Consider the following 23,711-nt stretch of genomic DNA (forward strand, 5'->3'; position numbering starts at 1 on the left):
CCGGACGGGTTCGAGGGCGCGGTCGGGTGTGCTCCCCAGTAGCAGGAAGCTCCTGGACTCAGGAAGCGAGGACCTCGTCGAGGATGGCTTCCGCCTTGTCCTCGTTCGTGTGCTCGGCCAGGGCCAGTTCGGAGACGAGGATCTGACGAGCCTTCGCCAGCATCCGCTTCTCACCGGCGGAGAGACCACGGTCACGCTCACGGCGCCACAGGTCGCGAACGACCTCTGCCACCTTCATCACGTCACCGGAGTGCAGCTTCTCCAGGTTCGCCTTGTAACGACGCGACCAGTTGGTCGGCTCCTCCGTGTGCGGCGCCCGCAGCACGTCGAAGACGCGCTCCAAGCCAGCCTGATCCACGACGTCACGCACGCCGACAAGATCGAGGTTGCACGCGGGGACCCGGACGACCAGGTCGTTCTGAGCGACGATCCTCAAGACCAGATAGGTCTTGTCCTCACCTTTGATCTGACGGGTCTCGATGTCCTCGATGACGGCCGCACCATGGTTGGGGTAAACAACCGTCTCGCCGACTGTGAAAGTCATATGTCACGTGCCCCTTTCCGAGTCCTATCCTACCACGCGGTCGGTGGTCCGGTCGGGGCGTTTGCGCTGGTCAGAGGCCACTTCCCGCCTTGACAAACGCTGTCCGCCGTGCCTCGCACGCGCGAAGATGGTTGCCCGGGACACCCGCCACAGGGGTGGCCGCCGTCGGACCGGCGGCCCGATGTCGCTACGCTGTGCTCCGCCGGGGGCCAACGCCTGACGGCATCCACCGGGTTGTAGGAGAGGGAACTCAAGTGCCCATCACGTTGTCCTCAAAGGCCTTTCGGCGTACCGGCCTGGCCGGTGCCACCTTCGCACTGAGCATCGTGCTGGCGGCGTGCGGGGCGAACTTCGGCGCCCAGACCACGAAGCCCTACCAGCCCGCCGAGGGCACCAACGCGGACTCGGGCCCGATCGCGGTCCGCAACATGCTGGTGCTGGCCGACGAGGACGGCAAGGGTGAGCTGCACGCCGGGATCGTGAACAAGGGCGACGAGGACGACACCCTGGTCAGCATCGCCTCGGCCCCGTCCACCGAGCCGGACGGCCAGGACCCCGCCACGCCGCCGGCCACGGTGACGTTCGGCAACGTCAAGCCGGTCGAGCTGAAGTCCAACGAGCTGGTCACCCTGCCGCCGGCCGAAGGCCAGCCGATCACGGTGACAGGAGGTAAGCCGGGCGACATCATCAACGTCGTCCTCACCTTCGGCAAGGCCGGCCCGATCACCACGGCGATCCCGGTCCTCACCCTCGACCACTACTCCCCGTCGCCGCGCCCTGACGCCGAGTCCGAAGGCTGACCTTCACCTCACACGCCACGGGCGGTGCCACCCCACCCCGGGGAGGCACCGCCCGTAGTACGTCCAGAGCCGGGTGCTGCGCTGCCGCGGGCGCCGCAGTACGACGCGACCCGGGCTTCCGGTGGCGGCGAGCCCGGGAGGCGGCGTCCGGGTCAGGATGCGGCTTCGGCGGCCTTGGAGAGGCCGGGGAGGATCTTGTCCAGCACCCACGGCACGCTGAGCACGCTGACGGCGCTCATCCCGGAGATGACCTGCTGGTCGGTCATCAGGTAGGTGCTGCCCTTCTTGAACGCGGGCAGCGAGGCGTAGACCGGGTCGGCGGCGAACTTCTCCGGCGTCATGCCGTCGATGTAGCCGACCACCACGTCGGCGTCCAGGTCGTTCAGCCGCTCCTTGCTGACAGTGACCGCGAACTCCTTCTTCGAGTTCGTCTTCTCCAGCGCCTCGATCCCGGGCGCGTTCACGAAGCCCATCTCGTTGAGGATCTGCACCCGCGGGTCACCGGGCATGTACGCGTAGTTCTCCGCGCCGTACGACAGGATCGACAGCGTCTTGCCCTTGAACTCCGGGTGGTCCGCGGCGGTCTTCGTGGTCAGCTCCTTGATCCCGGCGACCAGCTTGTCCGCCTCGGCCGACTTGCCCAGCGCCTTGCCGATGATCGTGGTCTGGTCCTGCCAGGTGGTCTGCCACGGGGCGCCCGGGTACGCGACCGTCGGCGCGATCTCCGACAGCTTGGTGTAGGTCGCCTTGTCGAACCCCTCGTACGGCGCCAGGATCACGTCCGGCCGCAGCGCCGCCACCTTCTCGAACGGGATGCTGTCGGTGGTGTCCAGCAGCGTGGTCTTGGCAGCGTCGAAGTGCTCGGTGTCCCAGGCGGTGACCCCGGCCGGCGTCGGGCCGTAGGTGATCTTCGGCATCCCGACCGGCGTCTCACCCAGCGCGTACACGACGTCCTGCGCGTTCCACCCCAGCGTGACGATCCGCTCCGGCTTCTTCTCGATCGTGGTCTCGCCGAACGTGTTCTTCAGCGTGACCGGGAACCCCGCGGAAGCATCCCCCGCGGGCGCCGCCTGCTCGTCGGCGTCACTGCCACAAGCAGCCAGCGTCGTCGCCACCAGAACAGCGGCAACCGCCACAGCGGCAGTACGAGCGGGCCGCAGCGCCGCCCGGGTACGGGACCAGGACATCGTGATTCTCCTTAGCAACAGACGTCTAAACTAAGGAGAGCCTAAGCTAACTATCTACCAGCCTCACAGCCGCTGGCATGTGAGCCCTACCTCGTACTGCGGGAGAACCCCACGCAGCTCCTACGTCGCAGCTCAGCGGATGCCAGGTGGTCGCGGTGGAGTGAGGTGGTCGCCGCGCCGTGAGGTGGTCACCGGACGGGGTCGGGTGGTTACAAGACCGCCGCGATGGCCGGGCGGCCCGGCTCACCTCACAACACGTCCACCCAAGTTTGCTGACCGGCACGGATGTACCGAACGACGCCCGCCTGTGTGCCGGGGACTGCCGGGCACGCGCCAGCCCGCCAGGGCTCAGCGTCACCACCCCTCCACCGAAAGCGGACGAACCCCTGCGCGCTCGTCGCCGAGGTGCGACGGAGGAGCACCGGGGCCCTGGTCCGGCGGGCGACAAGGGAGCTGTCGGCAGCACCAAACCACCCGACTCCCGGCTGCACCCCGAACTCCGCGACCACCTGGGCTCTCATTCAGGCGCGACGTAGGAGCGCCGTTCCCGGGTGGGTGGGAGCGGCGACGGAGGAGCTGGGTGGAGCGTAGTACTCAGGCTTCGAACTTGTAGCCCAAGCCTCGGACGGTTACCAGGTGGGAGGGGTTGGAGGGGTCTTTCTCCAGCTTCGAGCGGAGGCGTTTTACGTGGACGTCCAAAGTCTTGGTGTCGCCCACGTAGTCGGCTCCCCAGATGCGGTCGATCAGCTGGCCGCGGGTGAGGACGCGGCCGGTGTTGCGCAGCAGCATCTCGAGGAGTTCGAACTCCTTCAGCGGGAGCCGGATCTCGGTGCCGGAGACGGTCACCACGTGGCGCTCGACGTCCATCCGGACCGGGCCTGCCTCCAGGGTGTCGGGCAGTAGCTCGACGTCCTGGCCGCGGCGCAGGACCGCGCGGATGCGGGCCAGCAGTTCGCGGGGGCTGTAGGGCTTGGTGACGTAGTCGTCGGCGCCGAGTTCGAGGCCGACGACCTTGTCGACCTCGGTGTCCTTGGCGCTGACGATGATCACCGGGACGTTGCCGCGACTGCGCAGCGCCCGGCAGACCTCGGTCCCGGACAGGCCGGGCAGCATCAGGTCCAGCAGGACGATGTCGGCGCCGGCCCGGTCGTACTCGTCCAGCGCGTCCGGGCCGGTCTCCGCGACGGCGACCTCGAACCCTTCCTTGCGCAGGACGTACGACAACGCGTCGCTGTAGCTCTCTTCGTCTTCGACGACCAGCACACGGGTCACGAAGCTGCCTCCTTGGTTTTCTCCACTGACGGGGTCGGCGTCAGGGGTTGCTCGGATTCCTCCTGGACGGAGGAGTCCGTCGGTTGCCCGGTCGCGGGATCGAGCCGCAGCGGGAGTCGGACGGTGAAGGTGGAGCCCTGGCCCTCGACGCTCCAGACTCGCACGTCGCCGCCGTGGATCGAGGCGATGTGCTTGACGATGGACAGGCCGAGTCCGGTACCACCGGTCTCGCGGCTCCGGGCCCGGTCGACCCGGTAGAACCGCTCGAAGATGCGTTCCAGGTCACTGCTCGGGATCCCGACGCCCTGGTCGCTGACGGTGATCTCGACCAGGTCCCCGATCGGGTGCGCGGCGACCGCCACCCGGGTCCCGTCGGGGCTGTAGTTGACGGCGTTCTCGACCAGGTTGCCGATCGCGATGGCGAGCTGGTCCTCGCTGCCCATCACCTCCAGCGACGGGTCGGTCTTGACTACCAGGTTGATGTCGCGGTCCTCCGCGTCCACCCGGCAGCGGTCGACCGCGGCTTCGATCACGCCGTTGATGTCGACGGGGCCGGGGTTCTCCAGCGGGTCGTCGCCCTGCAGCCGGGACAGCTCGATGATCTCCTTGACCAGCCGGCTCAGCCGGGCCGCCTCGACCCGCATCCGCCCCGAGAACCGCTGTACGGCGTCTGGGTCGTCCGAGGCCTCGGAGACGGCGTCGGCGAGCAGGATCAGCGCGCCGATCGGGGTCTTGAGCTCGTGGCTGACGTTCACGGTGAAGTCGCGGCGGATCGCGTCCAGCCGGCGCTCCCGGGTCCGGTCCTCGACCAGCACGAGCACGAACTGGCTGCCGAGCGGGGCCACCCGGGCACTCACGTACTGCGTGGCGCCGAGCCGGCCGCGGACGATCTCCAGGTCCTGCTGGCGGATCTCCCCGTCCCGGCGGACCGCCCGGACCATGGTGAGCAGGTCGTCCACCACCAGCCGCTCGCCGCGGACGATGCCGAGCACGTGGGCGGGGGCGCTGGCCTGGAGCACCTGGTCCTCCGGGCCCATCACCACGGCCGAGGACCGCAGTACCGACAGCACGGTGGCTACGCCGGTGGGGACGACGGGGTCGGGGATGACCGGAACCTTCTGCTGGGAACGCTCACTGAGCACCATCGCGCCCAGTGAAAGCAGGGCCAGGGCCGCGCCGATGACGCCGCCCAGCACCGCAGCCAGCGTGGGGTCCACGGCACCGATGCTACGCGGGCAACCAGGAGGGAAAGACCGAATGAGCACCGGATGACCGGAACACGTCCTAACTGTTCATCGGCCGTTCACCACTCGTCGCCGTCCGGCAACCTGGGCCGCCTACCGTCCACCGTGGGCGGGCATGGCGTCCACCGCGTCGGGGTACCCGATCAGCGGTGGGCCGGAGGCCGCCGGCGAAGCAGGACCGGACACCACAGATCGGAAGCAGACACGATGCGCGACACCTACCACGAGCAGCTCGAAGACATCCTTGCCGAGCTCGAACGGATGACCCGGACCGTGTCCACCGCCGTCCGCCGCTCGACCAGTGCCCTGCTGACCGCCGACATCCGGCAGGCCGAGGAAGTGATTGCCGCCGACATCAAGCTGGACGCGGCCGGCGAAGGCGTCGAGGAGAAGGTCTTCGATCTGATGGCCCGGCAGGCCCCGGTCGCCAACGAGCTGCGGATGCTGGTCGCCGCGCTCCGGATGGTCGCCGACCTGGAGCGGATGGGCGACCTGGCCGCCCACGTGTCGAAGATCGCCCGGCTGCGCTACCCGGCGCCGGCGATCCCGGTCGAGCTGCACGGCGTGATCGAGGAGATGGGCGCCGTCGCCGGCCGGATGGTGGACGGCGCCGGCGACGTGATCAAGTCCCGCGACGTCAAGGCGGCGACCAAGCTGGAGACGGTCGACGACGAGATGGACAAGCTGCGCTCCAACCAGTTCCGGCTGATGATGGACGACTCCTGGCCGCACGGCGTCGAGGTCGCTGTCGACATCGCCCTGCTCGGCCGGTACTACGAGCGCATCGCCGACCACGCCGTGTCGATGGCCCGCCGGGTCGTCTACCTGGTCACCGGCGAGCTCCCGGTCGCCGTCGGCGGCACCGCCGCAGGCTCAGGCGCCGGCGCCTCCACCCCGTCCCCCAACGGCAACAACTGACCACGCACCACCCAGAGGCGCCTCCGGCAACTGTTGCCGGAGGCGCCTTTGTTGTCCCTCTCTGCCGGTCGGCAACCGCCCAGTCGTGGATCTGCGTTCCAGGTAATCGCTTCGCCAGGTCCGCGATCCACAAATGAGCGCAGCCTCATCCTTGGTCCACCAGTACGGCGGGGAGGAGGTGGCGGAGGTCAGCGGCCCTGGTTCTTGACGGCTTCGATGGCGGCGGCGGCCGCTTCGGGGTCGAGGTACTCGCCGCCCGGCTTGATCGGGTGGAAGTCGTCGTCGAGCTCGTAGTACAGCGGGACGCCGGTCGGGATGTTCAGGCCGACGATGGTCTGCTCGTCAAGGTTGTCCAGGTGCTTGACCAGCGCGCGCAGCGAGTTGCCGTGCGCGGTCACCAGCACGGTCTCGCCGGCCAGCAGGTCCGGCACGATCGCGTCGTACCAGTACGGCAGCATCCGCTCGACGACGTCCTTCAGGCATTCCGTTGCCGGCAGCAACTCCGACGGCAGTCCGGAGTACCGCGGGTCGCCGGCCTGGTCGAACTCCGAGCCGCGCACGATCGCCGGCGGCGGGGTGTCGTAGGAGCGGCGGAACAGCATGAACTGCTCCTCGCCGAGCTCCTCCAGAGTCTGCTTCTTGTCCTTGCCCTGCAGGCCGCCGTAGTGGCGCTCGTTCAGCCGCCAGGACCTGCGGACATCGATCCACTGCCGGTCGGCCACGTCGAGTGCGATTTCTGCGGTGCGGATCGCGCGGCGAAGCACCGAGGTGTGCAGGACGTCGGGCAGCAGGCCGCGGTCGCGCAGCAGCTCACCACCGCGCTGGGCTTCCTCGACGCCACCCGCGTTCAGGTCGACGTCGACCCAGCCGGTGAAGAGATTCTTGGCGTTCCAGTCGCTGGTGCCGTGACGCAGCAGGATCAGGCGGTAGGTCATGACGACAGCCTACCGAGGCTCCAGCCAGCCCTTGAACGCGTCCAGGTTCCGGGTGGACTCACCGCGGGACAGCCGCCACTCGTACTCCTTGCGGATCGAGCTGGCGAAGCCCAGTTCCAGGATCGTGTTGAACGACGAGTCGGCGTACTCCAGCACCGCGCCGAGCAGCCGATCCACCTCGACCGGGGTGATCGCGTGCAGCGGCACCCGCCCGTCCAGGTGGATGTCGCCCATGTGGTCGACCGCGAAGGCGACGCCGTACATCTTCAGGTTCCGCTCCAGCAGCCAGCGGTAGACCGCCTCGTGGTTCTCGTCCGGCCGGCGGGCCACGAAGGCGTGCACCTGGACCGCCTGACTACCGACGGTCAGCATCACCGTGGTCTTCAGCTTGCGCTCGCCGGGCAGGTCGGCCGCGAAGACCCCTGGTTCGGACTCGGTGAACTCCAGGTCGTTCTCGGTCAGCACCTGGCGGATCACGTCCGCCGCGGACACCCTCATCAACCAACCTCCGCGGCCAGTTCCGCCGCCATCGTCTCCTGCGCCCTCCGATAGGCCGCCAGCGTCTTCTTCGCCGTCAGTTCCCAGCCGAACCCCCGGGCATGCTTGACCGCGGCGCGACTCATCGTCTCGCGCCGCAGCGGATCCGTCGCGATCCGGCTCAGCGCGTCGGCGAAGTCGTCGATGGCGTGGCCGGGGACCAGCAGTCCGGTACTGCCGTCGCTGACCGCCGTCGTCAGCCCGCCGACCGCCGCCGCGACCACCGGCGTACCGCAGGCCTGTGCCTCCAGCGCGACCAGCCCGAAGGACTCGGAGTACGACGGTACGCAGACCACCGAGGCCGCCCGGTACCAGTCCACGAGCCCGGCCCGGGCGATCGGCTTCACGAACCGGGTGACGTCGTCGACCTTCAGGTCCCGGGCGAGCTCCGCATGCGACTCCGGGTGCTCCATCCCGTTCCCCGAGGGGCCGCCGATGATCGCCACCACCAGCCGGTCCCGCAGCGATGGGTCCTGCTCGAGCATCCTGGCCGCCGCCCGGATCAGGATGTCCGGCGCTTTCAACGGCTGGATCCGCCCGACGAACGCAAGCACGATCGCGTCCTCGGTCACCCCGACGGCATGACGGGCAGCCGCCTGGTCCCCCGGGCTGAACACCTCGAGGTCGACACCCGGGTTGACCACCCCGACCTTGCCGGGCTGCGCGCCGTACAGGCTGATCAGCTCCTGCGCCTCGTCGGCGGTGTTCGCGAGCAGCCGGTCGGCCGCCTCGACCACCTGCTCCTCGCCGAGCAACCGCGCCGGCGGCTCCGGTACGTCGTCGTCGGCCAGGCTCGCGTTCTTCACCTTGGCCATCGTGTGCATGGTGTGCACCAGTGGTACGGCCCACCGGTCCCGGGCGAGCAGGCCGACCTGGCCCGACAACCAGTAGTGCGAGTGGATGACGTCGTAGTACCCGGGTTCGCGGATCGCCTCGGCTCGCAGTACGGCGCGAGCGAAGGTGCACAGCTGCGCCGGAAGCTCGTTCTTCGACAGGCCCTCGTACGGCCCGGCGGCCACGTTGCGCACGGTCACGCCGGGGCTCAGCTCGACCTTGGCCGGCAGAGCGGAGGCGGTCGCCCGGGTGAAGACGTCCACCTCGATGCCGAGGTCGGCGAGGCGCTTGGACAGCTCCACCACGTAGACGTTCATCCCGCCGGCGTCCCCGATCCCGGGCTGGTCCAGCGGCGAGGTGTGCAGGCTGATCATCGCGACCCGCCGGAGAGGACGGTCAGGGGGTTGCGTCACGTGGCCAGCGTAACTCCGGCGCCGCGGCGTGGAATCGGGACTTCTCCCTATCTGGGCCCCGCCACCGGCACGGCGTACAGACGCCCCGCCACCGGTACGGCGTACAGAAAGGTGAGACGGGCTGGGAACGGGCGGCGGGGGTTTGGGAGACTCGGGGCATGACTTCCAGTGCGCGTCCTCTAGCTGTTGTCACCGGTGCGAGTAGCGGGATCGGGGCTGCCTCGGCCCGACGGCTGGCCCGGGAGGGGTTCGAGGTGATCTGTGCGGCCCGGCGGCTGGATCGGGTCGAGGCGCTGGCGAAGGAGATCGACGGTCGCGCGGTGCGGTGCGATGTCACCTCTGCCGAGGACGTCGCCCGGCTGACCGCGGAGGTGGGTGACCGGCTCGACCTGCTGGTGAACAACGCGGGCGGCGCCTTCGGTTTCGAGCCCGTCGCCGAGGCCGACCTCGACGCCTGGCGGAAGATGTACGAGGTGAACGTGATCGGCGTCGCCGCGGTCACCAAGTCGTTGCTCCCGGCACTCATCGCGGGCGAGGGCCAGATCATCGTGATGGGCTCCACCGCCGGCCAGGTCGCGTACGAGGGCGGCGGCGGGTACGCCGCGGCCAAGCATGCGGTGAAGGCGGTCGTGGACACCCTGCGACTGGAGCTGTACGACCAGCCGGTCCGGGTCTGCGAGATCGCGCCGGGGATGGTGAAGAGCGAGGGGTTCGCGCTGACCCGGTTCGAGGGTGACCAGGCCAAGGCCGAAGCCGTCTACGCGGGTGTCGCCGAACCGCTGGTCTCCGACGACATCGCCGACATCGTCGCCTGGGTCGCCACCCGGCCACCGCACGTCAACATCGACCGCCTCACCGTCCGCCCCCGAGCCCAAGCAGCCCAACACAAGGTTTACCGAGTCCAGTAACCCCAACCGCGGCGTACGCAGTACCGGCTATTTGGCGCGGAGGCGGTCGACCTGCGGTGACGGGATCGGCAGCGGGGCGGTGGGTTCCGGGAGGCTGTACGACGCGTGCAGGCGGCGGCGGATGGCCTCGACCGGGAACGTGGCGGGGTAGATCGCCATCTTGACCGTCACGCCCTCGAGTGTTGCCCTGAGCAACATCTCCTCGACGGCCGGCTCAGCGGCGCCGCGCTCGGCGAAGATGGAGCGGATCGCGTCCTCCATCTCGCGCACCCGGTCCGCCTTCTCGGCCTCCACGTCGGCGAAGATCGGGTGCGTGGCCGGCAGCATCATCAGCGTGATCGCCAGCCGCTGCACCGGCAGGGTGGCCGCCGCCACCATCAGGCTGCCGTCGATGATCGCGGCCAGCCGCTCGTCCGCGCTGCCCTGGAGCCCGAGGATCCCACCGATCCCGTCCAGCCAGCGGTCCAGCAGCTCGGCGGCGAGCCGCTGCTTGTTGGTGAAGTAGTAGCTGACCAGTCCGCGAGACACCGCGGCCCGCTCCGTGACATCGGAGATCGAGGCGGCCTCGTAGCCCTTCTCGGCGAAGACCTCCAGGGCAGCGGCAAGGATCCGCTCGCGGGACTTCTCCCGTAGCTCACGGTTCGTACTGACCGATCGCGGCATCTCTTCTTTTCCCGGTAGGGCCACGGAGGCCGAGTCTCACCCCCCGCAGACACTCGGCGCTCCGTGGCCCCCCCGTTGCAGGCCCCTCCCCAGGCGCCTGTTCATAGACTGTACGTACAGCGAACGAAATGTCAAAGGCTCAACCGACCAATGGACACGCTCCGTGCGACCGGCTTCGCGGCCGGCCCCGGCGACCCGGATCGGTGGATGCCCCCGTGACCGGATTCGTGGATGCCCCTGTGACCGGTTTCGTGGTCACGGTCCGTGCGCCGTACCATGGAGGCGCTGCGCCCTGCGAAGTGGCACGGGCTCAAGCCGCAGCCACCGCCTGGCCACCGAATCTCAAATTTGCTTGGAGCGCTTCCGCATGCCCCTCCGTAATGATCTGCGCAACGTGGCCATCGTGGCCCACGTCGACCACGGGAAGACCACCCTGGTCGACGCGATGCTGTGGCAGTCCGGTGCCTTCGGAGCCCACCAGCACGTCGACGAACGAGCGATGGATTCAGGTGACCTGGAGCGTGAGAAGGGCATCACGATCCTCGCCAAGAACACCGCCGTCCGGCACAAGATGGCCAACGGCGAGCAGATGACGCTCAACATCATCGACACCCCTGGCCACGCCGACTTCGGCGGTGAGGTCGAGCGCGGCCTGTCGATGGTGGACGCGATCGTGCTGCTGGTCGACGCCTCCGAGGGCCCGCTGCCCCAGACCCGCTTCGTACTGCGCAAGGCGCTGGCCCGCAACATGCCGGTGATCCTGGTAGTTAACAAGGTGGACCGTCCGGACGCCCGGATCGCCGAGGTCGTGGACGAGACCTACGAGCTGTTCCTGGACCTGCTGGACCACGACGCGGACCAGAGCGCCCTGGACTTCCCGGTCGTCTACGCCTCCGCCCGCGCGGGTCGCGCCTCGCTGACCCAGCCGGAGGACGGCGGCATGCCGGACTCCGAGGACCTCGAGCCGCTGTTCGAGACGATCCTGGCGAACGTGCCGGCCCCGGAGTACACCGAGGGCGCGCCGCTGCAGGCGCACGTCACCAACCTGGACGCCTCGCCGTTCCTCGGCCGGCTCGCGCTGGTCCGGGTGCACGAGGGCACCCTGAAGAAGGGTGCGCAGGTCGCGTGGTGCAAGCACGACGGCACCATCCAGAAGGTCAAGATCACCGAACTGCTGATCACGGAGGCACTCGAGCGAGTGCCCGGCGACTCGGCCGGCCCCGGCGACATCGTCGCGATCGCGGGCATCCCCGAGATCATGATCGGCGACACCCTGGCCGACCCGGACAACCCGAAGGCGCTGCCGTTCATCACCGTGGACGAGCCGGCCATCTCGATGACCATCGGCACGAACAGCTCGCCGCTGGCCGGCCGGATCAAGGGCACCAAGGTCACCGCCCGCCTGGTCAAGGACCGGCTCGACCGGGAACTCGTCGGCAACGTGTCGCTCAAGGTCCTGCCGACCGAGCGTCCCGACACGTGGGAGGTGCAGGGCCGTGGTGAGCTGGCGCTGGCCATCCTGGTCGAGCAGATGCGCCGCGAGGGCTACGAGCTGACCGTCGGCAAGCCCCAGGTGGTCACCCGCGAGATCGACGGCAAGCGGCACGAGCCGGTCGAGCGACTGACGATCGACTGCCCGGAGGAGTACCTCGGTACCGTCACCCAGCTGCTCGCGGTCCGCAAGGGCCGGATGGAGCAGATGACCAATCACGGCACCGGCTGGGTCCGGATGGAGTTCCTGGTGCCCGCGCGAGGCCTGATCGGCTTCCGCACCGAGTTCCTCACCGACACCCGCGGTACTGGTATCGCGCACCACGTGTTCGAAGGCTACGAGCCGTGGTTCGGCGAGCTACGCACCCGCCCGTCCGGCTCGCTGGTTTCGGACCGCACCGGCGTCACGACGTCGTACGCGATGGTGAACCTGCAGGAGCGCGGCACGATGTTCTGCGAGCCGGGCACCGATGTCTACGAGGGCATGGTGGTGGGCGAGAACTCCCGCGCCGACGACATGGACGTGAACATCACCCGCGAGAAGAAGATGACCAACGTCCGGTCGAACGCGGACGAGTTCGAGAAGCTGGTGCCGGCCCGCAAGCTGTCGCTCGAGCAGTCGCTGGAATTCTGCCGCGAGGACGAGTGTGTCGAAGTCACGCCGGACTCCATCCGGATCCGTAAGCTCGCGCTGACCCAGATCGAGCGCGCGAAGCTCGGTCGCAAGTCGAAGGCCTGACAGGCGATTCACTGACCTGGTTGGTCGGTCCGGCGGGGAGAAGTTTGCGGATCGTTACCAACCGGGCGGATCGCCATGGCGTCTACCTAGTGAAAAGCACATCAGTTGGGGGAAGGAAAAAGAACATGGGCATTCTGCGTAAGCTCGGCGCCACCACGACGGCGGTCGCGATGCTGGGGGTCGGCGTCCTGACCGCTGCCACGACAGCCGATGCGGCTCCGGTCGCCGGCAAGGCCGTGGCGGTGGCACCGAAGGTTGCGCCCAAGGCCGCTGTCGCCCCGGCCGCCAAGGCCACGGCGAAGAGCACCTTGGTTCCGGGCAAGCTGCGTATCGACAGGCGCTGCATGAAAGGCCGGATCCTCTGCATCAACAAGAAGACCCGCAAGGTGGTGCTCATGGTCAACGGCAAGGCTCTTGCCGTGGGGGACGCGCGCTTCGGCGCCAAGCGGACCCCGACCCGGAACGGCAGCTTCAAGGTCTACCGCAAGTCGAAGAACCACGTCTCGTCGATCTACCACTCGCCGATGCCGTACGCGATGTTCTTCAGCGGTGGCCAGGCCGTGCACTACTCGTCGGACTTCAGGGCCCGTGGCTACAACGGCGCCTCGCACGGCTGCGTGAACATGCGGGACAAGAAGAAGATCGCCTGGATCTTCGCCCACGTGAAGATCGGCGACAAGGTTCTCGTCTACAGCGCCTGAGCTTTCTCGTTCCAGCAGCAGAAGCAGCGGCGGCCGGGTTCTCCCCCGGCCGCCGCTGTTTTCGTTCATTCCAAGGCTTTGGTGAACGCCTTGTGGAGCCGCGGTTCGACCAGGCAGAACGTCGCCTCCTCGACCTCGGTCTCCGTCTCCCGCAACGTCTGTACTGCGAGGTCGGCCGCCGACTGCGCGGGCCATCCGTAGATGCCGGCTGATACGGCCGGAAGCGTCAGGCGCCTGGCCCCCAACTCGTCCGCCAGTCGCAGCGCGTTCCGGTAACAGGACTCGAGCAGCGCCGGATCCCGTTGTCCCGCGGTGTAGTTCGGCCCGACCACATGGATCACGTACTGCGCCGGCAGGTTCCCCGCGGTGGTCCAGCCGGCCTCCCCGGTGGGAACACCGTTCGGGTACCTCTCGATGCACTCGGCCAGGATCGACGGGCCACCGGCGTGGTGGATCGCGCCGTCCACGCCACCCCCTCCGCGCAGAGCGTGGTGTGCGGCGTTGACGATCGCGTCCGCGGGCACGGTGGTGATGTCGGCGGTCTTCAGCACGATCTCCATCGCGCCCTCCTCTGCGTGACGACCCTGTCTCTCCGTGACGATCCAGGTGAGGCTGGTCACGAGTTGCTTACAAGAGATGACCAGATTGTCTTCTGCAACTTACGCTTGGCCGGCACCGGGGAAACAGTCCGGTGCGAAGCGTCCGCCCGACGCCAACCAACCGGTCTGTGAGGGCGTCCCACTGCTGTAGGGACGGATCGACGAGGGGATTCCGATGCGCTGGACTCGTAGTGCGCTGATCGTGCGTAGTGTGCTGGCTGCTGCCGTCACGACGGCGGCAATTGCTGGACTCGCCGGTTCCGGAATCACTGCGTCCGCCGCACCCGCCGAGCTGAAGACCGTGCCGTTCGAGGTCAGCGGCGAGCTGCCGATCTACCCGAAGGCGCTGTGGAGCAACGGGTCCAGCGGTGCGTCGGTCCGCAAGGTCGAGGCTCGCCTGGTCCAGCTCAAGCTGCTCGACAAGCAGTACATGGACAACTCGTTCGGCACGCTGACCCGGTCCGCGGTGAAGAAGTTCCAGAGCTCCAAGGGGATCCCGCCGATCGGCTACGTCGACCAGAACACCTGGACGAAGCTGTCCGCGGTCACCCACGAGCCCACCCAGGCCGAGCTCTTCCCGCCGGCACCCGTGGTGAACGGCAAGAAGCTCGACGCCCGCTGCGCGACCGGCGTCGCCCTCTGCATCGACAAGAGCACCCGGAAGCTGCGCTACGTGGTCGACGGCGTCGTCAAGATGCAGCTGGACGTCCGCTTCGGCGCCCAGAAGACGGCCACCCGCGAGGGCGGGTTCACGGTCGGCTGGAAGAGCCGCAACCACGTCTCGACGCTGTACGACTCCCCGATGCCGTACGCGATGTTCTTCAGCGGCGGCCAGGCAGTCCACTACTCCTCCGACTTCGCCGCCCGAGGCTACAACGGAGCCTCCCACGGCTGCGTCAACGTCCGAGACCTAGCCAAGATCCAAGCCCTCTTCGACCAGGTCAAGGTCGGCGACAAGGTCATCGTCTACCGCTCTTAGTCCCGACCGGGCGGGTGGTTGCCCGCCCGCCAGGCACCATCGGTGCCGGTCGCGGGACAGGCGGCAAGGGGCGCCGACCGGTGGGTGCCCGCAGTACAGCTAGAGCGGTCGCGGTCCGCGCCGGCGGCGGATGCCCCAGCCTCCGCGGCCTCGGCCGGCGGCGGCTCGGAGGGCGGGACGGGCGTCCACCAGGTAGACGCCGGCCGCGACGATGCCGATCAGGCCGAAGAAACTCAGCCAGCTCTGGAAGAGCTGACCCAGCGTGAAGGTGGCCAGGATCAGCACCCAGCCGGGTTTGGTGAGCTTGTCGGCGGCGACGAAAACCGCGCGCGGGCGGAGGGCTGCGTCCAGCAAGGCGACCAGCTTGATGCCGAACAGCACCCACCAGATGACGTCGATCGGATTCGCGAACCCGGGAAACAGGGTCGAGAACGTGGCGAGTGGGAGCATGCGTTAGAGCCTAACGCAGCACACGGGTGGCCCACCTCTGCCGAACGACAGATTGTGGACCACCCGTGCCTGCTGAAGCGTGACGGCTACGGTCAGTCGCCGATCTTGGAGGCCGCGGCGCCGGCTGCCTTGGTGGCGGTCTTGGCGGTCTTGCGGGCGCTCGTGGAGGTCGCCTTCACGTTGCGCGACGCGGTCTCGGCGGTCTTGCGCGCGGTGGTGCGGGTGGCCTTGGCCTTGCTCACCGTGGTCTTCGCCTGGGTGGCCAGGTCCTCGGTGGCCTTCTGGCTGCGGATCCGGGTGACGATGTCCTGGCCGCGGGCGGCGAGGTCGTCGTAGGTCTCCTCGGCCTGGCCGAGCACGGTGGTCAGACCGGCCTGCGCGACGGCGGGCAGCTCACGCAGCTTGGCAGGCACGGTCTTGGCGTCGGCGGCGAGCGCCTCGAGGCGCTTGCTCAGCTCGGCCTGGCGCTTGGCCAGCTCGGTCTGCAGCGTCTTCTGGTCCAGCGCGGCGAACCGGGTGGTGACGTCGTCGCTGACGGCGCGGAACTTCTCCACGGCCAGGTCGCCGGCGCCGGCGATCACGTAGAGCGGGTTGACAGGGGTACGGGTTGCCATCAGGCATCTCCTCGGAAGGTTTCAGCGGGGTCTGGAACTGCTCAGTGACTACTTGGTGGTGCTTTTTCTTGCAGGGGTCTTCTTGGCGGCCGGCTTCTTCGCCGGTGCGGCCTCGGCAGCAGGCTCGGCCTGTACTGCGCTGGGCGTCTCCGCGGTCTCGGGCGTGTTCTCACGGACGAACGAGTCGTACACGTCGAGCAGCACGCGCTTCTGCCGCTCGTTCAGCGCGGGGTCGAGCAGTACCGCATCGACCACGCCCGGAGTCCGCCGGGCGCCGTCCGAGCTGTCGTCCGGATCGAGGATGCCGGCCCGTACGTACAGGGTCTCTGCAGAGATCCGCAAAGCCTTCGCGAGCTGCTGCAGCACATCAGCCGACGGTTTCCGCAGGCCGCGCTCGATCTGGCTCAAGTACGGGTTCGACACACCTGCCAGGTCGGAGAGCTGCCGCAACGACAGCTGCGCGTTCCGGCGCTGCTCGGCGAGGTACTCCCCCACCGATCCAACGGATCCCGCAACACGATCACCTAATCTGGCCATGCCTCCAGTGTGCTAGCAAGGTGCTTGCAATTGCAAGCAGACCTGACGTGACAGCAATCACCCGTACCGCGGGCCGTGGTGCGGCGCGCAGTACGGGTGGCGTGAGAGCGAGTTACTTGAAGAGGGAAGGATTCGGGTGGACGGAGCCGACCTGGATACCGCCGCCGTAGAGCGGGTGGCGGGTCTGGGAGTCGATCTCGTCGTTCGTCAGGCCGAGGTGCTGGAGGGTCGCGGCCATGACGACGGCGCGGGCCCGGGGGGTGCCGTCCTCGACCTTGACCGCGATGCCCCGGCCATCGGGAAGACCCGCTGCGTAAACGCTTTCGGCACCCGCCTTGCACATCAGCCCCGGAACAGCCTTCATCAGCGCGGCCTCGTCCCGCCGGCTGCCGCTCGCGTACTCCGGGTGCGTCCGGAACGCGTTCGCCACCCGCGCCTCGAGGGTGCCCTCGGCTGCCGCCGCGAACAACCCGAACGAGCGAGCCAGGCCGGCCAGGCTGATCGCCAGCAGCGGAGCACCGCAGCCGTCGACCGCGACGTACGAGACCTTCTCGCCGGCGGAGTCCTCGATCGCGGTCCGGATCGCTTGCTGGACAGGGTGTTCCGGCGACCGGTAGTCGTCGCGACCCCAGACCCCGTCCGGGCTCTTGGCGTGCGCGTCGTCGTGGATCGGCCAGCCGTTCGCCACGCAGGTCGCGATCATCGCGGCGTGCTTGCCGGAGCAGTTCATCGTGATCGGGTCGACGGCATGCCCGGTGCGGACCCACTCGTCCCGCGCCTGCTCGTCGATCGGGTACGCCGGGGGCGTGCGCAGGGCCGACTCGTCCAGGCCGACGCCGGCCAGGATCCGCCGTACGCCGTCCAGGTGGAACGGCTCGCCCGAGTGCGACGCACCGGCGAGCGCGAGCAGTTCGCCGTCCAGGTCGAGGCCGCTGCGGAGCATGCCGAGCGCCTGCATGGGCTTGTTGGACGAGCGGGGGAACATCGGCTGGTCCACCACGCCGACGGACCACTCGACGGAGCCGTCGGGAGCGGTCACCACGACGGAGCCGCGGTGATGGCCCTCCACGAATCCGCTGCGGACGACGTCGGCGACGATCACAGGTTCGGTCACAGCGGAACTGTACGGCTCAGAGGTCAGGAGCAAAAACCCGGATTGGAGATGATTCCGCTCACAGCCGGATGGGGACGCTCAGAGCCGGGCGCGGACGTGCAGGCCGACCTCGGGGTCGACCAGGAGTTCCTGGGTGGCGGTGACCGTCGGCTGGTCCTCGGCGACGACCTCCAGCACGGCGGCAGGGTCCACCGACCGCTTGATCAGCGCGAGCGCGATCGGCCCGTCCTCGTGGTGCCGCGCGGCCGACCCGATGAAGCCGACCTGCTTGTCACCAGCCCGTACCGCGTACCCGTGGGCCGGCAGGTGATCCACGGACCCGTCCAGGTGCAGCCGGACCAGGCGGCGCGGCGGACGGCCCAGGTTGTGCACCCGTGCGACTGTCTCCTGACCGCGGTAGCAGCCCTTGTCCAGGTGTACGCCGACGCCGAGCCAGCCGAGCTCGTTCGGGATCGCGCGCTCGTCCGTGTCGAGCCCGAGCCGCGGGTTGCCCGCCTCGATCCTCAGCGCCTCGTACGCCCAGACGCCGGCAGGCGGTCCAGCGACCTCGGCGAACGCGGGCAACTCGGCCCGCGGCAGGAACACCTCATACCCGCCGAGCGAATCCGCGCCACTACGCGTCAGGGGTCCTTCCGCGGGGGCGTCGCCCGGGCGCCAAACGATCGCGTAGTCCGCGGTCACGTCGGTGATCTCCACCCGCGACATGAACACCATCTTCTGGAGCCACTCGACCAGCGCCGCGGATGCACCCGGCTCGGTGTGCAGCCAGAACGTCTCGCCGTCGTCGACGCCGTACATGGCGTGCTCGATGTGACCCGTCGGCGAGAGCAGCAGGGCCGTGGTGGAGGTGCCCGGGCGCAGGCCCTCGAAGTACTGGGTGGTCAGTGCGTGCAGCCAGGTGAGCCGGTCGGGTCCGCTGATGGTGACCACCTCGCGGTGCGAGAGGTCGACGTACCCCTTACCCGCGACCAGTGCCCGCTGCTCGCGCAGGTCGGAGCCGTAGTGAGCCGCGACCCCGGCGTCGAGACCGTCGGCCTCCACGGCGCCCGGGAGATCGAGCAGAGGACTGCGCGTCAGTGACATGTCACCAGAGTACGTCCAGCGGCGTACGGCGGATGTCTCCCGCTGTGGGATGTGGACAACACCACGCGGAGCGAGGCTGGCAGTACATCCTGAGAGGAGCAGAACGATGACCGACAGAGCTTTCCGGTTCGGTGTGGTGGCGAGCCCCGACCGAGGCGCCGCAGAGTGGCAGACGACCGTACGCCGGGCCGCGGACCTCGGGTACTCGACAGTGCTGATGCCCGACGGGCTCCAGCTGCTGTCGCCGTTCCCGTCCCTCGCAGTGGCGGCGGCGACCGCGGACATCCGGGTCGGGACCTTCGTCGCCGCTGCGCCTCTGCGGCCCCCGCGAGCGGCTGCCTGGGACGCGCACACGTTGACCGTGCTGACCGACGGGCGGTTCGAGTTCGGCATCGGTACGGGACGGCCCGGCGTCGAGGAGTTCGCGGCTGAGCTCGGGCTTCCGTTCGGGTCCGCGAAGGAGCGGCGGGACCAGGTCCGGGACACCCTGGACCAATTGGAGAAGCTGGACGGCGAGCGGCACACACCGATCATGCTGGCCGCTGGTGGACCACGGATGCTTGCGATGTCCGCGGCGCGGGCCGACATCGTGTCGCTGGCCAAGTCGGCGTTGACGCCGCGCGAGGAGCTCGTGCAGCTGGCCCGCGAGCTCCGGGAGCTGGCTGGGCCGCGGGCGGACGACATCGAGCTGGCGATGAACCTGTTCGCGGCCGGGACCAAGGAGCTGCCGCCGTGGACGAAGCAGGCGGCCGGCGTGGATGCCGCGACGCTCGAGGCGAGTGGTTCGCTGATGCTGCTGCGTGGAACGCCGCAGCAGATGGCGGATGAGCTGCAGCGCCGGCGGGACGAGTTCGGCGCCTCCTACATCAGCGTGAACGCCACCTACCTGGAAGACCTCGCCCCGGTGGTTGAGCAGCTCGCCGGGAAGTAGCACGCTGCCCGTCAGGTCCCAGGCGGAGTGGGAGCTGACGGGCAGCGTTGAGGGGTGGGACAGATGGTTCAGGTGCGGACTGGAGTGGCGTCCTGGGCGGCAGGTTCGCCGGCCTCGGGAACGTCGCCCGCGTGGGTGTCGCCGGCCGCGAAGGCCGCCTCGTCGAACGGGTCCTCGCCGGCGAAGACCTGCCGGGCCTGGGCCTTGTCGAAGGCGCCGACCCAGTGGCCGACCAGCACGGTCGCGACCGCGTTGCCGGCGAAGTTCGTCAGCGCCCGCGCCTCGGACATGAACCGGTCGATGCCGACGATCAGGCCGACGCCGTCGACCAGCTCAGGCCGGTGCGACTGCAGACCGCCGGCCAGTGTCGCCAGGCCCGCACCGGTCACCCCGGCGGCACCCTTCGAGGCCACGATCATGAACACCAGCAGGGAGATCTGCTGACCGATCGAGAACGGCTGGTCCATCGCCTCGGCGATGAACAGCGACGCCATCGTCAGGTAGATCGCGGTGCCGTCCAGGTTGAACGAGTACCCGGTCGGCACGGTGATGCCGACGACCTGCTTGCCGACGCCGAGGTGCTCCATCTTGCCGATCAGCCGCGGCAGCGCGGTCTCCGACGACGAGGTCGACACGATCAGCAGGAACTCCCGGCCGAGGTACCTGAGCAGCTGGAAGATCGAGATCCCGGTGACCGCCTTGAGGATGGTGCCGAGGATGACGATCACGAAGAGCAGGCAGGTGACGTAGAAGGCCAGCATGATCTTGCCGAGGCTGACCAGCGCGTCCATACCGGTGGCGCCGACGACGGCCGCGATCGCGCCGAACGCACCGATCGGCGCGGCCCACATGATCATCGACAGCACCTTGAAGACGAGCCGCTGGATGTGCCCGATGGCGGTCAGTATCGGCTGGCCCTTGGTGCCCATCGACTGCAGGGCGAAGCCGACCAGCAGCGCGACGAAGACGGTCTGCAGCACCTCACCCTCGGTCAGCGCCGACAGGATGGTCTTCGGGATGACGCCGATCAGGAAGTCGGTGGTGCTCTCGTGGGCGCCGGCCGCCTGGCTCTGGCCGCTCTCGCGCAGCTTGTCGGTCAGGTTCAGGCCGGAACCCGGCTGGACCAGGTTGCCGACCACCAGGCCGATGCCCAGCGCGACGGTCGACATCACCATGAAGTAGACGAGTGCCAGACCGCCGACCTTGCCGACGCTGGCGGCCTGCCGGACCGAGCCGATGCCGAGCACCAGCGTGCAGAAGATGATCGGGCTGATCATCATCTTGATCAGGTTGACGAATCCGGTGCCGAGCGGTTTCAGCTCGACCGCGAAGTCCGGGAAGAGGAAGCCGACGCCGATCCCCAGCAGCACGGCGACGATGACGGCGATGTAGAGGAAATGGGTCCGGTCGTTGCGGACCGGTGTCGGTCGGGTTTCTGTCGGGCTCGACATGGGGGACACTCCTATCGGCCGGGCGGGCGGTTCTGAGTAACTGTGACGTGACGCACAGGGAAACCGCTCATTTCGTTCATATAGTTCGCGGCCAGTGTGAGCAGCCCGGCGCGTGGCGACCAGTAGGGGCACTGGTGTGCACAATGTCCGCATGAGGCAACGGCCGTGGGAGCTCCGCCGCCAGGTGCTCTGGCTGCAGACCGCCACGGCCGCGGTGCTGATCCTGCTGATCTGGATCACCCTGCTCTCCCGCGCCCGGGCCCAGGCCGAGCGGGACGCCGCTGCCGCCGGGGTGACACCACCCGGCTGGGGCGACCTGATCCAACTCGAGGTGCGGTCCATGCTCGGTATCGCCAGCCTCACGCTGGGTGTCGCGGTCGCCGGCAATGCCCTGGTGAGCTGGCGAGTCCGCCGTGCCACTCGAGGGATGGGGACCCAATCCCTCGCCTGGATGCTCGATTTCTACGAGGGTGTACTGCGGGCCGCCCGCGAAGGCCTGCTGCTGGTCGACTCGGATGGCCGGGTCAGACTGGTAAACGACGAGGCACGCCGCCTGCTCGGCCTCCGCGACGTCCCTCCCGGCTCGAGCGTCGAGGAGCTCCACCTGCCGGCCACCCTGTCGGGCCTCCTCTCCAACGGACGGACGGCGTACGACGAACTGCACCTCGGCGCGCTCGGTGTCGTCGTGGTGAACCAGCAGCCGACGCACTCCGGCCGCATCATCACCCTGCGCGATCACACCCAGCTGCAGATGCTGCTCGGTGAGCTGGACGCCGTGCGGAGCCTGGCGGAATCGCTGCAGGCGCAGAACCACGAGGCGTCGAACCGCCTGCACACCGTGGTCAGCCTGATCGAGATCGGCCGCCCCGAGCGGGCCCGGGAGTTCGCCGTCTCCGAGCTGCAGTTGGCCCAGGCGATGACTGATCGGGTGGTCGGTACGGTCGGCGATCCCGTGCTCGCGTCGTTGCTGCTCGCGAAGCTGGCCCAGGCCCAGGAACGTGGTGTGCTGCTGACGCTGGAGCTCGGCACCCAGGCTTTGCACACGCGGCTGCCCGCCCAGGATGTCGTCACCGTGGTCGGCAACCTGCTCGACAACGCGATCGAAGCCGCCCGAGGTGGAACCGCTCCGCGCCGGGTCGAGCTCAAGGCGGGGACGACTCCCGACGCCATCGATCTGGCCGTAACGAATACTGGCGCCGAGTTCGGAGCCACTGAGCTGGCCCGGATGTTCGACCGCGGCTGGACCACGAAAGCCGAGCCTGGTCACGGACTGGGGCTCGTGCTGGTTCGCAGTACGGTCGAGCGCTGGCAGGGCACGCTGATGGTCGACCCCGATTCGGAGCTCGACGAGGTGCCTGCGCTGACGGTCCGGGTGCGCCTGCCGCGGGCGGTGAGCGCCAGTGCCTGACCTGCGGGTTCTGGTGGTCGAGGACGACCCCGTCGCGGCCGAGGCACACCGCACGTACGTCGACCGCCTGCCCGGCTTCTCCTGCCTCGGAATAGCCAGTACTGCGGCCCGCGCGCTGCAGGTGCTCAGCCGCGAGCAGGTGGACCTGGTGCTCCTGGACATGAATCTGCCCGACGGCCACGGACTGGACGTAGTACGGCGGATGCGTGCCGCGGGCAATCAAACGGACGTGGTGGCGGTGACTGCGGCCAGGGAGGTGGCGGCGGTTCAGGCGGCGGCGCGGATCGGGGTCGTTCAGTACGTGCTGAAGCCGTTTGCCTTTGAAACGTTGAGGGATCGGCTCAGCGCCTATGCCCGGCAACGCCGTGCGGCAGAGGCGGGTCAGGTGGTCGCGGATCAGGACGAGGTGGACCGGTTGTTGCATCCAGCAACTGTTTCTTCGGTGCCGAAAGGGTTGGCCGGGTCGGTGCTGGACCGGGTGGTGACGTTGCTGGGTGATCGCGAGGGGTGGACGGCCGAGGAGGTCGCAACGTCGCTGGGGACGTCACGGATCACGGCGCGGCGGTATCTGGAGCATCTGGCCGATCAGGGGCAGGCGTTGCGCACCCAGCGCTACGACGGCCGCAGCGGAAGGCCGAAAGTCGAGTATTCCTGGGTGTCCGAGAGCTAGACGCTCGCTCGGGCTTGAGGTTGCGGGCGGCGCCGAGAGGGTTTGAGGTAGCGGGGCGGTGCCGAGAGGTCCTGGGGTCAGACCCTGACGAGGGTGGCCCAGAGGTGAGGCTGGAGGGGCTGGCCCTCGGCGGCCATGTCGTAGGCCCAGAGCAGTTCGCCCTTGACCAGGCCGTACAGCCGGTGTCCGGCGCTGACCTCCTTGGCCGTGACCGTGCGCGCCACCACGTCGGTGCGCATCTCGATCTTGGCGCCGTCGATCTCGCCGTAGTAGATCTCGGCGAAACCGGTCGGGTGCGCCAGCACGACCTCGAGCTTGTTGCCCGGCTTGGGCCGCCAGAAGCCCGTCTCGACGGCCAGCGGGCGCTCCTTCGTGCCGTCCTCGCCGACCACGTAGGTCTGGCTGACGTAGTGCAGGTAGGGCTTGCCGTTGTGGCTGAAGTCGACCTGCTGGCCGAACTCGAACTTCTCGATCGTGGGGTAGTCGCCGTGCCCGCGACCTTCCCAGCGGCCGAGCAGCCAGGCCAGCGGCATCAGGTCAGGGTGCAGGTCCTGCGGGATCTCGAACGCCATCAGCCGACCTCAGCTCGCGCTGCGGCCGCGGTACAGCCGGTAGACGACGAACGCCGAGAACCAGGCCATGAACACGGTGACCAGCACCAGGAGGGTCGTGAAGATGACGTGGAGCAC

The 23,711-nt window shown here is 68.6% G+C and carries 25 protein-coding genes; 9 read left to right on the forward strand and 16 right to left on the reverse strand.

Annotated elements, in window-relative coordinates; translation table 11 throughout:
* Positions 1-58 precede the first annotated feature (58 nt).
* A complete protein-coding gene (locus EV644_RS15970; protein ID WP_012918679.1) occupies positions 59-544 on the reverse strand; it encodes a CarD family transcriptional regulator in 486 nt (161 codons plus the stop codon).
* Positions 545-798: 254 nt separating this feature from the next.
* Between EV644_RS15970 and EV644_RS15975 the strand changes: the two genes are divergently transcribed.
* Entirely contained in the window at positions 799-1,344 is a 546-nt protein-coding gene (locus EV644_RS15975; protein WP_132189064.1) for a copper chaperone PCu(A)C domain-containing protein, read from the forward strand.
* 152 nt (positions 1,345-1,496) lie between these two features.
* On the opposite strand, the gene EV644_RS15980 is transcribed toward EV644_RS15975, so the two are convergent.
* From EV644_RS15980 to EV644_RS15990, 3 genes are all read right to left on the reverse strand, one after another.
* On the reverse strand, positions 1,497-2,531 hold the full coding sequence (locus EV644_RS15980; protein WP_132189065.1) for an iron-siderophore ABC transporter substrate-binding protein: 1,035 nt from the start codon (positions 2,529-2,531) through the stop codon (positions 1,497-1,499).
* A 594-nt stretch (positions 2,532-3,125) separates the two neighbouring features.
* Entirely contained in the window at positions 3,126-3,803 is a 678-nt protein-coding gene (locus EV644_RS15985; RefSeq protein WP_132189066.1) for a winged helix-turn-helix domain-containing protein, read from the reverse strand.
* Positions 3,800-5,020: a sensor histidine kinase gene (locus EV644_RS15990; RefSeq protein WP_132189067.1), complete on the reverse strand. Its 1,221-nt coding sequence runs from the start codon at positions 5,018-5,020 to the stop codon at positions 3,800-3,802. Before EV644_RS15990 ends, EV644_RS15985 begins: the two co-directional genes overlap by 4 nt.
* Before the next feature lie 234 nt (positions 5,021-5,254).
* On the opposite strand from EV644_RS15990, the gene phoU reads away from it, so the two are divergent.
* Entirely contained in the window at positions 5,255-5,965 is a 711-nt protein-coding gene (phoU, locus tag EV644_RS15995) for a phosphate signaling complex protein PhoU (RefSeq protein ID WP_132189068.1), read from the forward strand.
* A 188-nt stretch (positions 5,966-6,153) separates the two neighbouring features.
* On the opposite strand, the gene EV644_RS16000 is transcribed toward phoU, so the two are convergent.
* Genes EV644_RS16000 through mshA form a run of 3 tightly spaced genes read right to left on the reverse strand, consistent with a single transcriptional unit; the run spans position 6,154 to position 8,684 of the window.
* Complete coding sequence (locus EV644_RS16000; RefSeq protein WP_132189069.1) at positions 6,154-6,900, reverse strand: phosphoglyceromutase; 747 nt, start codon at positions 6,898-6,900, stop codon at positions 6,154-6,156.
* 9 nt (positions 6,901-6,909) lie between these two features.
* Positions 6,910-7,398 carry a type III secretion system chaperone family protein gene (locus EV644_RS16005; protein ID WP_132189070.1) on the reverse strand — a complete coding sequence of 163 codons (489 nt, stop codon included), beginning with the start codon at positions 7,396-7,398 and terminating at the stop codon, positions 6,910-6,912.
* Complete coding sequence (mshA, locus tag EV644_RS16010) at positions 7,398-8,684, reverse strand: D-inositol-3-phosphate glycosyltransferase (protein WP_132189071.1); 1,287 nt, start codon at positions 8,682-8,684, stop codon at positions 7,398-7,400. Before mshA ends, EV644_RS16005 begins: the two co-directional genes overlap by 1 nt.
* A 158-nt stretch (positions 8,685-8,842) precedes the next feature.
* Between mshA and EV644_RS16015 the strand changes: the two genes are divergently transcribed.
* Positions 8,843-9,592, forward strand: a complete 750-nt coding sequence (locus EV644_RS16015) for an SDR family NAD(P)-dependent oxidoreductase (protein ID WP_132189072.1) — start codon at positions 8,843-8,845, stop codon at positions 9,590-9,592.
* 27 nt (positions 9,593-9,619) lie between these two features.
* On the opposite strand, the gene EV644_RS16020 is transcribed toward EV644_RS16015, so the two are convergent.
* Complete coding sequence (locus tag EV644_RS16020; protein WP_132189073.1) at positions 9,620-10,255, reverse strand: TetR/AcrR family transcriptional regulator; 636 nt, start codon at positions 10,253-10,255, stop codon at positions 9,620-9,622.
* Positions 10,256-10,622: 367 nt separating this feature from the next.
* Here EV644_RS16020 and typA point away from each other — a divergent pair, with 367 nt between their 5' ends.
* Both typA and EV644_RS16030 read left to right on the forward strand, forming a co-directional pair.
* Positions 10,623-12,485: a translational GTPase TypA gene (typA, locus tag EV644_RS16025; protein WP_132189074.1), complete on the forward strand. Its 1,863-nt coding sequence runs from the start codon at positions 10,623-10,625 to the stop codon at positions 12,483-12,485.
* Between the two features lie 125 nt (positions 12,486-12,610).
* On the forward strand, positions 12,611-13,186 hold the full coding sequence (locus EV644_RS16030) for a L,D-transpeptidase (protein ID WP_132189075.1): 576 nt from the start codon (positions 12,611-12,613) through the stop codon (positions 13,184-13,186).
* A 65-nt stretch (positions 13,187-13,251) separates the two neighbouring features.
* Here the strand turns inward: EV644_RS16030 and EV644_RS16035 are convergent, their stop codons facing one another.
* On the reverse strand, positions 13,252-13,746 hold the full coding sequence (locus EV644_RS16035; protein WP_132189076.1) for an O-acetyl-ADP-ribose deacetylase: 495 nt from the start codon (positions 13,744-13,746) through the stop codon (positions 13,252-13,254).
* A 214-nt stretch (positions 13,747-13,960) separates the two neighbouring features.
* Here EV644_RS16035 and EV644_RS16040 point away from each other — a divergent pair, with 214 nt between their 5' ends.
* Positions 13,961-14,764 (forward strand): L,D-transpeptidase family protein, encoded by an 804-nt coding sequence (locus EV644_RS16040; RefSeq protein ID WP_132189077.1) that lies wholly within the window; start codon positions 13,961-13,963, stop codon positions 14,762-14,764.
* Positions 14,765-14,863: 99 nt separating this feature from the next.
* Here EV644_RS16040 and EV644_RS16045 read toward each other — a convergent pair whose 3' ends face one another.
* The 5 genes from EV644_RS16045 to ygfZ form a co-directional block, all read right to left on the reverse strand.
* Positions 14,864-15,214, reverse strand: a complete 351-nt coding sequence (locus EV644_RS16045) for a DUF2516 family protein (RefSeq protein WP_132189078.1) — start codon at positions 15,212-15,214, stop codon at positions 14,864-14,866.
* A gap of 92 nt (positions 15,215-15,306) precedes the next feature.
* On the reverse strand, positions 15,307-15,828 hold the full coding sequence (locus EV644_RS16050) for a hypothetical protein (protein ID WP_132189079.1): 522 nt from the start codon (positions 15,826-15,828) through the stop codon (positions 15,307-15,309).
* 48 nt (positions 15,829-15,876) lie between these two features.
* On the reverse strand, positions 15,877-16,365 hold the full coding sequence (locus EV644_RS16055; RefSeq protein WP_132189080.1) for a helix-turn-helix domain-containing protein: 489 nt from the start codon (positions 16,363-16,365) through the stop codon (positions 15,877-15,879).
* A 112-nt stretch (positions 16,366-16,477) separates the two neighbouring features.
* Positions 16,478-17,479 (reverse strand): asparaginase, encoded by a 1,002-nt coding sequence (locus tag EV644_RS16060; RefSeq protein ID WP_132189081.1) that lies wholly within the window; start codon positions 17,477-17,479, stop codon positions 16,478-16,480.
* A gap of 78 nt (positions 17,480-17,557) precedes the next feature.
* A complete protein-coding gene (gene ygfZ / locus EV644_RS16065; protein WP_132189082.1) occupies positions 17,558-18,562 on the reverse strand; it encodes a CAF17-like 4Fe-4S cluster assembly/insertion protein YgfZ in 1,005 nt (334 codons plus the stop codon).
* A gap of 106 nt (positions 18,563-18,668) precedes the next feature.
* Here ygfZ and EV644_RS16070 point away from each other — a divergent pair, with 106 nt between their 5' ends.
* The gene (locus tag EV644_RS16070) at positions 18,669-19,493 is read left to right on the forward strand and encodes an LLM class flavin-dependent oxidoreductase (protein ID WP_132189083.1); all 825 of its coding nucleotides are present in this window, start codon (positions 18,669-18,671) and stop codon (positions 19,491-19,493) included.
* A 68-nt stretch (positions 19,494-19,561) separates the two neighbouring features.
* Here the strand turns inward: EV644_RS16070 and EV644_RS16075 are convergent, their stop codons facing one another.
* A complete protein-coding gene (locus EV644_RS16075; protein WP_132189084.1) occupies positions 19,562-20,944 on the reverse strand; it encodes a cation:dicarboxylate symporter family transporter in 1,383 nt (460 codons plus the stop codon).
* A 151-nt stretch (positions 20,945-21,095) separates the two neighbouring features.
* Here EV644_RS16075 and EV644_RS16080 point away from each other — a divergent pair, with 151 nt between their 5' ends.
* Complete coding sequence (locus EV644_RS16080; protein WP_132189085.1) at positions 21,096-22,352, forward strand: sensor histidine kinase; 1,257 nt, start codon at positions 21,096-21,098, stop codon at positions 22,350-22,352.
* Positions 22,345-23,022: a response regulator gene (locus tag EV644_RS16085; protein WP_132189086.1), complete on the forward strand. Its 678-nt coding sequence runs from the start codon at positions 22,345-22,347 to the stop codon at positions 23,020-23,022. The genes EV644_RS16080 and EV644_RS16085 overlap by 8 nt, the downstream gene beginning before the upstream one ends.
* A gap of 77 nt (positions 23,023-23,099) precedes the next feature.
* Here EV644_RS16085 and EV644_RS16090 read toward each other — a convergent pair whose 3' ends face one another.
* Complete coding sequence (locus tag EV644_RS16090) at positions 23,100-23,594, reverse strand: heme-binding beta-barrel domain-containing protein (protein ID WP_132189087.1); 495 nt, start codon at positions 23,592-23,594, stop codon at positions 23,100-23,102.
* Between the last annotated feature and the right edge of the window lie 117 nt (positions 23,595-23,711).

It is taken from the genome of Kribbella orskensis (genome assembly GCF_004342085.1).
GTDB classification, from domain to species: Bacteria; Actinomycetota; Actinomycetes; order Propionibacteriales; family Kribbellaceae; genus Kribbella; species Kribbella orskensis.

Excerpts from the sequence above, each read along its gene's own strand:
- EV644_RS15970 (WP_012918679.1), bottom strand. The coding sequence starts at position 544 with ATGACTTTCACAGTCGGCGAGACGGTTGTTTACCCCAACCATGGTGCG.
- EV644_RS15980 (WP_132189065.1), bottom strand. The coding sequence starts at position 2,531 with ATGTCCTGGTCCCGTACCCGGGCGGCGCTGCGGCCCGCTCGTACTGCC.
- phoU (WP_132189068.1), top strand. The coding sequence starts at position 5,255 with ATGCGCGACACCTACCACGAGCAGCTCGAAGACATCCTTGCCGAGCTC.
- EV644_RS16000 (WP_132189069.1), bottom strand. The coding sequence starts at position 6,900 with ATGACCTACCGCCTGATCCTGCTGCGTCACGGCACCAGCGACTGGAAC.
- EV644_RS16005 (WP_132189070.1), bottom strand. The coding sequence starts at position 7,398 with ATGAGGGTGTCCGCGGCGGACGTGATCCGCCAGGTGCTGACCGAGAAC.
- EV644_RS16015 (WP_132189072.1), top strand. The coding sequence starts at position 8,843 with ATGACTTCCAGTGCGCGTCCTCTAGCTGTTGTCACCGGTGCGAGTAGC.
- EV644_RS16020 (WP_132189073.1), bottom strand. The coding sequence starts at position 10,255 with ATGCCGCGATCGGTCAGTACGAACCGTGAGCTACGGGAGAAGTCCCGC.
- typA (WP_132189074.1), top strand. The coding sequence starts at position 10,623 with ATGCCCCTCCGTAATGATCTGCGCAACGTGGCCATCGTGGCCCACGTC.
- EV644_RS16030 (WP_132189075.1), top strand. The coding sequence starts at position 12,611 with ATGGGCATTCTGCGTAAGCTCGGCGCCACCACGACGGCGGTCGCGATG.
- EV644_RS16035 (WP_132189076.1), bottom strand. The coding sequence starts at position 13,746 with ATGGAGATCGTGCTGAAGACCGCCGACATCACCACCGTGCCCGCGGAC.
- EV644_RS16040 (WP_132189077.1), top strand. The coding sequence starts at position 13,961 with ATGCGCTGGACTCGTAGTGCGCTGATCGTGCGTAGTGTGCTGGCTGCT.
- EV644_RS16045 (WP_132189078.1), bottom strand. The coding sequence starts at position 15,214 with ATGCTCCCACTCGCCACGTTCTCGACCCTGTTTCCCGGGTTCGCGAAT.
- EV644_RS16050 (WP_132189079.1), bottom strand. The coding sequence starts at position 15,828 with ATGGCAACCCGTACCCCTGTCAACCCGCTCTACGTGATCGCCGGCGCC.
- EV644_RS16055 (WP_132189080.1), bottom strand. The coding sequence starts at position 16,365 with ATGGCCAGATTAGGTGATCGTGTTGCGGGATCCGTTGGATCGGTGGGG.
- ygfZ (WP_132189082.1), bottom strand. The coding sequence starts at position 18,562 with ATGTCACTGACGCGCAGTCCTCTGCTCGATCTCCCGGGCGCCGTGGAG.
- EV644_RS16070 (WP_132189083.1), top strand. The coding sequence starts at position 18,669 with ATGACCGACAGAGCTTTCCGGTTCGGTGTGGTGGCGAGCCCCGACCGA.
- EV644_RS16075 (WP_132189084.1), bottom strand. The coding sequence starts at position 20,944 with ATGTCGAGCCCGACAGAAACCCGACCGACACCGGTCCGCAACGACCGG.
- EV644_RS16080 (WP_132189085.1), top strand. The coding sequence starts at position 21,096 with ATGAGGCAACGGCCGTGGGAGCTCCGCCGCCAGGTGCTCTGGCTGCAG.
- EV644_RS16090 (WP_132189087.1), bottom strand. The coding sequence starts at position 23,594 with ATGGCGTTCGAGATCCCGCAGGACCTGCACCCTGACCTGATGCCGCTG.